The organism is Caldisericota bacterium (assembly GCA_034717215.1).
In the GTDB taxonomy this organism is placed as follows: domain Bacteria; phylum Caldisericota; class Caldisericia; order Caldisericales; family Caldisericaceae; genus UBA646.
This window is the reverse complement of the sequence record JAYELD010000093.1, coordinates 23,846-34,490: the sequence shown is the minus strand read 5'-3', so window position 1 is coordinate 34,490 and position 10,645 is coordinate 23,846. Positions and strand designations below refer to the sequence as shown.

Sequence of the window (10,645 nt, the reverse complement as noted above, 5' to 3'; positions counted from 1 at the left end):
GAGGTTTTGCGCTAACCCCTATAGCAACAGTACCCTGGACTAAAACTTCTTGGGTTGATACAACGGCGCAACCAAATACAACATATGTCTACTGGGTGCGAGCAAGGAGAGATGACAGTACTTACGATGATTATTCACTAGGATCTTCCTCTGCTACATTGCTTACTTATTCTGCCCCACCAACAAGTTTCACGGCTAATGCTATCGGAAAAACCGTTTACATGACGTGGAATCATACCAAACAATGCGCCGGATATAAAATTTATGAGAAAAGCACAGGTATGTTCTTACTCTGGACAGTCGTTAAAACAATAACCAATAACAACACACTCAGCACGTCAATTACAGTACCGGATTACAGAGCACATACATACAAGGTAATGGCTTATAATGCAAGCGGGGTTTCCACATCAGGTGTAACAAAAATCGCATATGCTCTTGCACCACCAACAGGGCTTACCGCAACAGCACTTTCTTCAACTTCTATAAGGCTTGATTGGGACCATCCGGTCGATTCAAACGCAGTACAAATTGTGGCAAGTGAAAGTACAGATGGCTCATCTTTCTCCGGTATAGGAGCATTTACCGCAACTGCATCTAATTTAACCGTTTCGAGTCTTTCTCCCGAGACACAGTACTGGTTCTTAATTAAGGTAAGGAATGGTTCCAATGAATCAACATCATCTAATGTTACAAATACTACAACACCCGCAGCGGGTACAGCACCAGCCGCACCAACTTCACTTTTACTGGCAGCAGCTTCCTGTAACGAAATCTCACTAAACTGGACTGACAACGCTGACAATGAAGAAAATTATATTATAGAGAGAAAAGAAGCCGGTGGAACGTATTCGGCAATTGAAACTTCACTTGCTCCTGATACTGAATCTTATTCAGACACATCTGTATCTGCCGAAACGACATACTATTATAGAGTAAAAGCAACAAATAGTATTGGTGACTCGGCTTATTCAAATGAAACTACTATTACAACTCCCGTATGTGGAACCGTTCCTTCTGCTCCAATCGGGCTTTCAGCAACAGCTGAAAGCAGCAGTGAAATATCATTAACCTGGACAGATAACAGTGATAATGAAGATGGGTTTAAGATAGAAAGAAAAGAAGCTGGTGGGACATTTGCCGAGATTGATACGGCTTTGGCAGATGCAACGACATATTCTGATACAACAGTCTCTCCTGAAACGACATACTACTATAGAATAAGAGCATACAACACAATCGGAGATTCTGTCTATTCTGATGAAGCACATGCTACAACACCCGCAGCGGGTACAGCACCAGCCGCACCAACTTCACTTTTACTGGCAGCAGCTTCCTGTAACGAAATCTCACTAAACTGGACTGACAACGCTGACAATGAAGAAAATTATATTATAGAGAGAAAAGAAGCCGGTGGAACGTATTCGGCAATTGAAACTTCACTTGCTCCTGATACTGAATCTTATTCAGACACATCTGTATCTGCCGAAACGACATACTATTATAGAGTAAAAGCAACAAATAGTATTGGTGACTCGGCTTATTCAAATGAAACTACTATTACAACTCCCGTATGTGGAACCGTTCCTTCTGCTCCAATCGGGCTTTCAGCAACAGCTGAAAGCAGCAGTGAAATATCATTAACCTGGACAGATAACAGTGATAATGAAGATGGGTTTAAGATAGAAAGAAAAGAAGCTGGTGGGACATATTCTGTTCTTGCAACCGTTGGGACTGACATTACTTCCTACGACAATATATTCCTTCTACCCAACACAACTTATTATTACAGGGTAAGGGCATATAGCTCTCTGGGGTTCTCTGACTATTCTAATGAAGTTTCTGCTACAACTCCACCTAAAATAGAACAGATAATAATACGCTTGTACATTGATAATCCTAATATGTATATAAATGAAGTGGAACAGGAAATAGACCCGGGTAGAGGTACAAAGCCCGTTATTATTACAGAATGGTCAAGAACAGTTGTCCCGATTAGAGCAATTGTTGAAGGTTTAGGGGGAGCGATCAGCTGGGATGGAACAGCAAGAAAAGTTACAATAAATTTTAAAAGTACAATAATTGAACTATGGATAGATAATCCAAAGGCAAAAGTCAATGGAACGGGGGAATGGATAGATAACGATAATCACAATGTGAAACCAATCATTATAAATGATAGAACAATGCTCCCAATCCGATTTGTTACAGAAAATCTTGGTTGCCTTGTAGAATGGGAAGGAGTTAGAAGAGAAATAAAAATAACCTACCCAAAACCGTAATTAATTAAAAAAGATTTATAAGCCTTAAAGGCGCGGGGAAAACCCCGCGCCTTTTTTCATTAAAACTTTACTTTTTAAACTTCGGAAAATAATTTTACAAATTTAAACCAGAAAGAGAAAACTAAATAATTTTATTATCATTATTTTTAAAAACAGTAAGAAAAAAATTTTATTTAATAAATTTTTAGAGATGTTTATTTTTTTCCACTTACCTGTATAATAAAATGTAACTAAAGGGATGGGGTATATATGAATATATGGAAAAAAGCATTAAACGAATTAAAAGAACATCTTAGTGTGCCAACATTTGAAACATGGTTTCGCAAAGTTGAACTTGAAAAAGAAACAGCTAACACAGTTACACTAAATGCTCCATCGGAGTTTGTAAAAGAATGGCTGGAAACAAAATACAAATCTCTCATCGAAAGTACCCTTTCGGGGTTAAAAAATAAAGATGTAAAAGTAGAAATTGTTGTGGGAAAAAGGGGGGAAGAGCCTCCGCAGAAAATCGTTATTAATAACTTGACTCTAAAAAAGCGCTACTCTTTTGAAAACTTTGTTGTTGGAGGTGGGAACAAGCTCGCTTATGCAGCCTCTACGGCTGTAGCCAAAAACCCGGGTACAGCATATAACCCTTTATATATATATGGAGGAGTAGGTCTGGGGAAAACACACCTTTTGCAGGCAATTTCTCATTACTTATTAAAAAACTTTAGTGACTTGAAAATCATTTATACTACCACAGAAAAATTTACAAACGAAGTAATTTATGCTATCCAAAATGCGCGTAGCAACAGCCAGCTGATAGACCGTTTTCACAAACAGTACCGTTCTGTAGACGTATTGCTTATTGATGATATTCAATTCCTTGCAGGTAAAGAACGCACACAAGAAGAATTTTTTCATACATTTAATTCATTACACGATGCAGGCAAACAGGTCGTGATTACATCCGATTGTCTTCCAAAAGAAATAGCAACCCTCCAGGAAAGGCTTTTAACCCGTTTTGAATGGGGTCTTGTAGCCGATATACAGCCTCCAGACTTTGAAACAAGGGTGGCAATCTTAAAAAAGAAAGCAGAGCTAGAAAATATTAGCGTGCCCGATGACGTTCTTTTTTATACAGCAAAGAACATCTTTTCCAATATCCGTGAATTAGAGGGAGCATTAGTCAGGTTAGTTGCATCTGCATCGTTGACAAATGAAGAAATTACTCTTTCGTTTGCAACAAAAATATTATCAAGCGTAATTCAGACTAACAACGAACCTATTACAATAAAGAGGATTAAAAAAGTTGTTTCGGAATATTTCAATACCCCTGGAGCCGCATTAGATGAAAGAAAAAGATCACAGGATATTGTAATACCAAGACAAATTGCAATGTACCTTGCAAGACAACTTACAGATTCCTCTTTACCGTTGATTGGAAGTTCCTTTGGTGGAAGAGACCATACTACAGTAATGCATGCTTGCGCTAAGATAGGAAAAGAAGCTGAAAAACAAGAGACGATGAAAGCATTAATAGAAGATATTACAAAAAAAATTAAAACTGGGAATTAACTGTGGAAAACTATGTAGAAAAGATAATTTTTTTTGTGGATAAGTTTTATCCTGTTGATAGTGTTGAAAAGATTAAAACTTACCAACAAACATATAAACAGCATTTTTTAATAAAAACCTATATAGAATAAACATTTACACATAATGCAGCACATTATTATTACTATTATTATATTTTAAATATTAAAGAGTAAAATAATAAAAATAAAGGAGTGGATAAGATGAAAATAAAACTACTAAATAAGGAATTTTTGACAGCCTTAAACAATGTGGGAAAAGTAATTTCTCCCAAATCAATAGACCCTATTCTAAGTAACGTACTGATACGCATTAATGGTAACAATATTACTTTTATTACTACAAACCTTGAGCAGGGAATTAAAAATACGGTTAAGGGAAATGTAGAAATTGAACCTGACGAACCCAAAGAAACAGTATTACCATTTGCTTTACTAAGAGAAATAATTTCAAAGTTTAATAATGAAGAACAGACAGAAATTTTAGTTAGTAGTGATAAGGGTGTAATAAAACAGAGAACGTCAGAGTATAAATTTAATTGTTTTAACGCAAATGCGTTTGCTCTTCTTCCAGAAATAGAGGAAAAAATAAAGATAACTATTCCTATGAAAATACTAAAAAAACTTACTGAAAATACAATATTTGCTGCATCTAAAAGAGAAGAAAGCAGAAAGGAGTTCAAGGGAATACTATTTGATTCTAAAGATAATAATCTTAGATTTGTAGCTACAGATAGTACATGTCTTGCATTTAGTAACTTTCCAGTTGAGGGGGTTCAAGAGGAATTATTTATTATCCCATGGAAAGCGTTGGATATTTTAAATAAAGTTGAAATAAAAGAAGAAATTATTGATATTATATCTAATAAAAACCAAATTTCTTTTAATACACCCAATATTAATATTATATCCTTACTTATAAACGGCTCATTCCCTCCCTATGAAGCTATTATTCCCAGAGAAGATGAATTTTACGCAGAAGTGCGTAAAGATGAACTCTTACCTGCTTTAGATAGAGTAGAAGTACTTGCAAGAAGTAGCACAAAGAAAATAGTTTTAACATTTTCAGCAGGCAATCTAAATATAGAGGCTGTGCTACCAGAAATAAGTGAGGGAAAAGAGAGTGTCAAATTTGAGGGAACCGCAGAACTTTCTATAATACTTCATGGAGAAAAACTAATTAACGGCATAACCCACATAAATGATGATATAGTAGTGTTTGAAATGAACAGTCCCTTACATCCCATTAAAATTAAGGGTAAAAGTGATGATTTATATCTTTATATTATTATGCCGCAAAAGAAGACTACAACAATTTAATGGAAATTAGTTCTCTTCATATTGAGAATTTTAGGTCTTTTGAAAAAAGCGAGTTTAATTTTTCTCCCCTTTTTAATATTATTACTGGGAAAAACAGTACTGGGAAAACAACAATACTTGAGTCGATATATTTAGCATCTTCAGGGAAATCCTTTATTACTAGCCATCTGTTAAATTGTGTGAGTTTTAATAAACAGTATTTTTTTATCTCCCTTATTTTTCAGGATAGCTTAAGGGAAAAAAATATCGATATTTTAATTGGAAATGGAAAAAAAGAAATACAGTTAAACTATAAAAAAGCAAAAGGATTTTTTGAAATTATAGGAATGCTTCCAGTTATTTTTCTAAATTATAAAGTAGTGGATATTATAAAAGGCGGTCCTAAAAAAAGGAGAAATTTTTTAAACCACTGGTTAATTTTTACGGATTCCACATATTATTCCGAATTATCGAATTATTATACTCTTTTATACCAAAGAAACGCCGTACTTAAAAGTACGGCTATATCTAGAGAACTCTTGTCTATTTTATCCAATAAGATTATTCCGGTAGGACGAGTAATACAGCAGAAGAGAAAAGAAGTTGTTTCCTCACTTAATGATATTGTACAAAAAAACTTTTATAAAATTTCTAATAAAAATGTAAAAATAGAGTTTATTTATAACCCATCTCCAACAGAAAAGTTATTAAAGAATGGGATGGAAAATACCGAAATACAAAGGAAACGAACACTTTTTGGGCCGCACCTTGATGAATTAGAAATTTTAATGGATGGCATCCAGGCAAGAGAGTTTAGTTCTTTAGGCGAGGCATATAGTATAGCCTTTGCAATGCGCTTTGTAGAAAAGGAATCTATTAAAGAGAAAAGAGGGGAAGAACCAATACTTTTAATGGATGATTTTTTTTCTGATCTTGATGAAACACGCCGCGACAATGTTTTAAGAATGACAGAAGATGGACAAATATTTTTAACAACCCTGAATTTAAATATTATTCCTGAGGCCGTACTCGATAAAGCAAAGATTATTTCATTATGAATACTCTTAAATATATTTTAGACAGCGTTCTTCAAAAAAAGCAAATTTATGTCAAAATTAAAGGAAATCTTGCGCTTTTAAAGTGGGGCGAGATTGTTGGTGAAAAACTTTCCAACTATACAACGCCTATTTTTTATAAAGAAAATACAATTTTTATAGGAGTGATAAGCCCATTATTTATGCGAGAACTTACATTCATGAAAACGGATATACTAAAGAAAATTAACGAAAGTATCCCAGATTCACCAATCAAAAATATTAAATTTAAATTAGTATCACAAATACAAAAGAAGGTAAGGGAAAGAACCAAAGAAGATGAATATCTTTCTTATCAGGATATAAAACTTACACAAAGCGACATTGATTGGGTAAAATCTGTAGCGGATAGGTTAAAGGTCGAGAAAGAGCTTAAAGAGAAATATGTTGAACTACTTACCTTTTATAAAAAAAATGAGAGGTTAAAAGGACAGTTAGGGTATAAGATGTGCAAGAAATGTGGTACTTTGTTTAAAGGCGAGGGCCCACTTTGCCCTGTTTGCAAGATGAAGGACTAAACTGGAGAAAAAATGGTTGACTATTATTAAAGTTTTGATATAGTAAGATGTGAAATTTTAAGGAGGTTTTTATGAGGATAAATTATAAACCGCATAATAAGAAACGTGCCAGACATTTGGGATTCAGGAAAAGGATGAAATCGCCTGGCGGCAGAAGAATTTTAAACAGAAGAAGAACAAAAAGCAGGATAAAGCTTTCAGTATAGATTGAAATTGTGGGAAAGGCTTAAAGGGAAAGACTTTAAAGATGTACTGGAAAACTCAAAGAAATACTTTGGGCATTTTGTTGTTGTGTTTGTTTCGAATCGAACACAAGGGAAAGTTGGATTTATTACATCTAAAAAAGTAGGGAATGCTGTAGAGCGGAATAGAGCGAAACGATTAATGAGAGAATCGTTTTTAAAAATTGAGGATAAACTATTGAAGGATAGAAGTTATGTCATTGTTGCAAAGAAAAGTATAACAACTGTTAAAATGCAGGATGTTTTAATAGATTTGTCAGGGATTTTAAGAAAGGAGTGTAAGGAATGAAAACTTTTTTACTCTTCGCTCTTAAATTTTATAGACGTTATATTTCACCGTTAAAACCACCGACATGCCGTTTTATCCCGACTTGCTCTGATTATGCAGTTCAAGCAGTTGAAAAATATGGGGTAAAGAGGGGTGGATGGCTTGCAGTAAAAAGAGTTTTGCGATGTAATCCTTTTTTCCCTGGAGGAAACGACCCTGTCCCATAAGGAGGATACATGAAAAAGAAAGTATTTTTAATTTTAATTGGAATGCTTATGTTTTCAATTTTTATTACAGGATGTGCTGGTGGAGTAAGTTTTCCGGATGTGACTGAATCTGGTGTGATTGTACAAATTGCAGGGAGAGGAAGGCCTATGGAAAATATTCCTCTTTCAGTCCGTATTACGAACAATACAACTGATTTTATTTCTGATGTGAAAGTAAAACTTATTTCAATTGACAACCGTTCTGACCTATCACCCTTTGAATTATGGAAGGGGACAAGAGAAGTCGATGTAAAAGAAATAGCCAACACTGCTATTATTGAATCTGGGAAAGCGGTAACAGCTACATTTACAATTACTTCTTACGATTATATTGATGCGAGAGCATACCCTGTGACAGTCCAGGTGAGTTATAAGGATAATAACGGCGCATTATTACAAACAATCACAAAGAATGGGATCATCGGTCTTGTTGCTCCGAATAAATTTTATAAGGCTATGAGAGACACTATTGAATTTTTACACAAGTTTACTTATAATTACGGACTTGCTATTATTCTTGTTACGTTGTTGCTTAAGCTTCTTACACACCCGTTAACAAAAAAACAATTTAAATCTACTGCAGGAATGACAAAACTCCAGCCTGAAATTAAAAAGATTCAAAAGAAGTATAAAGGTGACCCTCAAAAAGCAAACCAAGAAACAATGAAACTCTATAAAGAGCATAATGTGAGTATGTTTGGAGGGTGTCTACCGCTACTTGTGCAGTGGCCGCTGCTTCTTGTTTTATTTGGTTCGCTTACTAATTATGCACCGTTTAACCTTGAGCGTTTCCTCTGGCTTAGTAATTTAAATACTCCTGATACATATTACATTATGTCAGTACTTGTTCTTGTTTCTATGTTTGTTCAGAGCAAAACTTCACAAATGCCAGGACAGGTGCAAGACCAGAACATGAAAATGATGATGTATTTCTTGCCGGTTATTTTTGCAGTATGGTCGATTAAGTGGTCTCCATCACTGCTTCTCTACTGGATTACATTCTCATTTGTTCAGGCGGGAGAACAACTATATATTTTAAAGCATCTTGCACGAGCAACACAGGAAATTCCTAAAAAAGGCAAAGAAGAAAAATAATATGGAAGAACGAGAAATAAACAATTTTCTTGAAAGTTTTTTTAAGGCGGCAGAGGAAAATCCGTCCGTTGTTATAGAAAAAAAATATGGAAACTTCTATGTTAACATAGAAGGACTTTCTAATCCAGGACTCTTTATAGGGAAAGAAGGGATTGTTCTGCGTTCCCTTCAGTATATATTGAATATATATGCACACAAAGAGGATAGAAATTTTCCAATGGTTATGTTAGATATTAATGGGTACAAGTCGAGACAAATAGAAATGCTTAAGACTGTTGCCTTAAATGCAGCACTACGTGCAAAGAGATTAAAGGAGCCTGTTTCTCTTAAACCGATGTCTGCCTCTGCTAGAAAAACTATTCATATGGCTCTGCATAACTATCCTAATATTTGGACACATAGTGAGGGGAAAGAGCCAAGAAGGCATGTTGTAGTTGATTTAAAAAAGTGAATGATACAATTGTAGCAATTTCTACGCCAAAAGGTTTGGGCGGGATAGGAGTGGTGAGGCTTTCAGGTCCCACCACTTTTTTTATAGGGCAGAAAGTTTTTTCTACAACTATTAAAAGCCCCAGAACAGTTTATAATGGGTATATTTTTAATCCAATTACGAAAGAGCGTATCGATACAGGTATTGCCATTTACTTTAAATCCCCACATTCCTATACGGGAGAGGATGTTTTGGAAATTCAGATGCATGGCGGAGTAAAGAATCTTGAGTTAGTGGTTAAAATCCTCATTCGACTTGGTGCACGTCTTGCGGAAAGAGGAGAATTTACAAAGCGTGCTTTTCTTAATGACAAGCTAGATCTTATTGAAGCTGAAGCAGTAATTGAATTGATTGAAGCAAAAACAGAGAAGGCGTTAAAGGTTGCATCAGGCAGACTTTTTGGTGGAATAAGCGATAAGATATTCGAGATAAAAAAGAGGTTACTTTATACTATCTCAGCCATAGAGGGAGCAATAGATTTTCCATTTGATGTAGAGACACTAAGTACTGGCCAACTTGATAAGCAGATTACCGATGTTCTTAATCTCATCAAATCGCTTCTTTCAACATACAAAACAGGAAAAAGAATTGAAGAAGGGACAAAGGTTGTGATTGCAGGAAGGACAAATGTTGGGAAATCTACACTGCTTAATGCTCTTTTAAAATTCGATAGAGCCATTGTTAGTGAAATTCCGGGGACAACAAGGGATACGGTAGAAGAGATGATAGATTTTTTTGGTATTCCTGTTCGATTTATCGATACGGCAGGAGTAAGAGAAACCAAAGAGGTTATTGAAGTTTTAGGGAAAGAAAGAAGCGTAAAAGCAATTCAACGGGGAGATATTATACTTTTTATGTTTGATGCAAGTGAAATGCTTACGGCAGAAGACAAAAAATTTGCCAAACTTACAGACGGAAAGGATCGTATTATTGTATTAAATAAAACAGATCTTCCTGCGAGACTTACAATAAAAGAGCTAAAAAGTTTATTTAATAATGAAGATATTATTCAAATTTCTGCGCTTAAAAAGAAAGGCATTAAGGTTCTTGAACAGATAATCTATGATAAAATCCTTCCCAAAGAGATAGAGACTTCCCTTATCACAACAGAGAGAGAAAAGAACTGTTTAAAGGATGCAGTCAAGCATCTTAAAAAGGCAAAAGAGCTTGTAATCTCAGGCAGAAACGAACTTGTTTCGGAAGAACTAAAAGAAGCAATTATTTTGCTTGGAATACTCACTGGAGAAGAAGTTTCAATGGAAATTCTTGATACAATTTTTTCGCGTTTTTGTATAGGTAAATAGTTTTTTAGTATCTATGTTTGCTAAATCTAGTTTTTACGCTGGTTTTTACATAAGCTTTCTAATTGAAATAAATAGACGCTTTTTATTTAGCGTCTATTTGCTCTGTTTCTTTGGTCTTATTAAAAAGGTGTGATTAATTTCCTTGACTGCGCAATTTTTTTATATATAATAAATTTATATTCAAATTCAAAATGCTTCGGGAAGGTGGAC

General features: G+C 34.8%; 11 protein-coding genes. All 11 read left to right on the top strand.

The features are described from left to right. Positions 1-2,282: fibronectin type III domain-containing protein (locus U9Q18_04045; GenBank protein MEA3313527.1), on the top strand; the 2,282-nt coding region annotated here is incomplete at its 5' end. Positions 2,283-2,531: 249 nt separating this feature from the next. Further along, positions 2,532-3,842, top strand: coding sequence for a chromosomal replication initiator protein DnaA (gene dnaA, locus U9Q18_04040; GenBank protein MEA3313526.1), 1,311 nt, complete (start codon positions 2,532-2,534; stop codon positions 3,840-3,842). A 221-nt stretch (positions 3,843-4,063) separates the two neighbouring features. Further along, positions 4,064-5,179 carry a DNA polymerase III subunit beta gene (gene dnaN / locus U9Q18_04035; GenBank protein MEA3313525.1) on the top strand — a complete coding sequence of 372 codons (1,116 nt, stop codon included), beginning with the start codon at positions 4,064-4,066 and terminating at the stop codon, positions 5,177-5,179. After that, on the top strand, positions 5,179-6,216 hold the full coding sequence (gene recF, locus U9Q18_04030; protein ID MEA3313524.1) for a DNA replication and repair protein RecF: 1,038 nt from the start codon (positions 5,179-5,181) through the stop codon (positions 6,214-6,216). The genes dnaN and recF overlap by 1 nt, the downstream gene beginning before the upstream one ends. Next, positions 6,213-6,770 carry a DciA family protein gene (locus tag U9Q18_04025; GenBank protein ID MEA3313523.1) on the top strand — a complete coding sequence of 186 codons (558 nt, stop codon included), beginning with the start codon at positions 6,213-6,215 and terminating at the stop codon, positions 6,768-6,770. The genes recF and U9Q18_04025 overlap by 4 nt, the downstream gene beginning before the upstream one ends. Before the next feature lie 71 nt (positions 6,771-6,841). Beyond that, positions 6,842-6,976: a 50S ribosomal protein L34 gene (gene rpmH, locus U9Q18_04020; GenBank protein ID MEA3313522.1), complete on the top strand. Its 135-nt coding sequence runs from the start codon at positions 6,842-6,844 to the stop codon at positions 6,974-6,976. Position 6,977: 1 nt separating this feature from the next. After that, positions 6,978-7,301 carry a ribonuclease P protein component gene (rnpA, locus tag U9Q18_04015; protein ID MEA3313521.1) on the top strand — a complete coding sequence of 108 codons (324 nt, stop codon included), beginning with the start codon at positions 6,978-6,980 and terminating at the stop codon, positions 7,299-7,301. Next, positions 7,298-7,507: a membrane protein insertion efficiency factor YidD gene (yidD, locus tag U9Q18_04010; GenBank protein ID MEA3313520.1), complete on the top strand. Its 210-nt coding sequence runs from the start codon at positions 7,298-7,300 to the stop codon at positions 7,505-7,507. Before rnpA ends, yidD begins: the two co-directional genes overlap by 4 nt. Positions 7,508-7,516: 9 nt before the next feature. Beyond that, positions 7,517-8,641: a membrane protein insertase YidC gene (gene yidC / locus U9Q18_04005; GenBank protein MEA3313519.1), complete on the top strand. Its 1,125-nt coding sequence runs from the start codon at positions 7,517-7,519 to the stop codon at positions 8,639-8,641. A gap of 1 nt (position 8,642) precedes the next feature. After that, the gene (locus U9Q18_04000) at positions 8,643-9,092 is read left to right on the top strand and encodes a R3H domain-containing nucleic acid-binding protein (GenBank protein ID MEA3313518.1); all 450 of its coding nucleotides are present in this window, start codon (positions 8,643-8,645) and stop codon (positions 9,090-9,092) included. Beyond that, a complete protein-coding gene (mnmE, locus tag U9Q18_03995) occupies positions 9,089-10,435 on the top strand; it encodes a tRNA uridine-5-carboxymethylaminomethyl(34) synthesis GTPase MnmE (protein MEA3313517.1) in 1,347 nt (448 codons plus the stop codon). Before U9Q18_04000 ends, mnmE begins: the two co-directional genes overlap by 4 nt. The last annotated feature ends 210 nt before the right edge of the window (positions 10,436-10,645 follow it).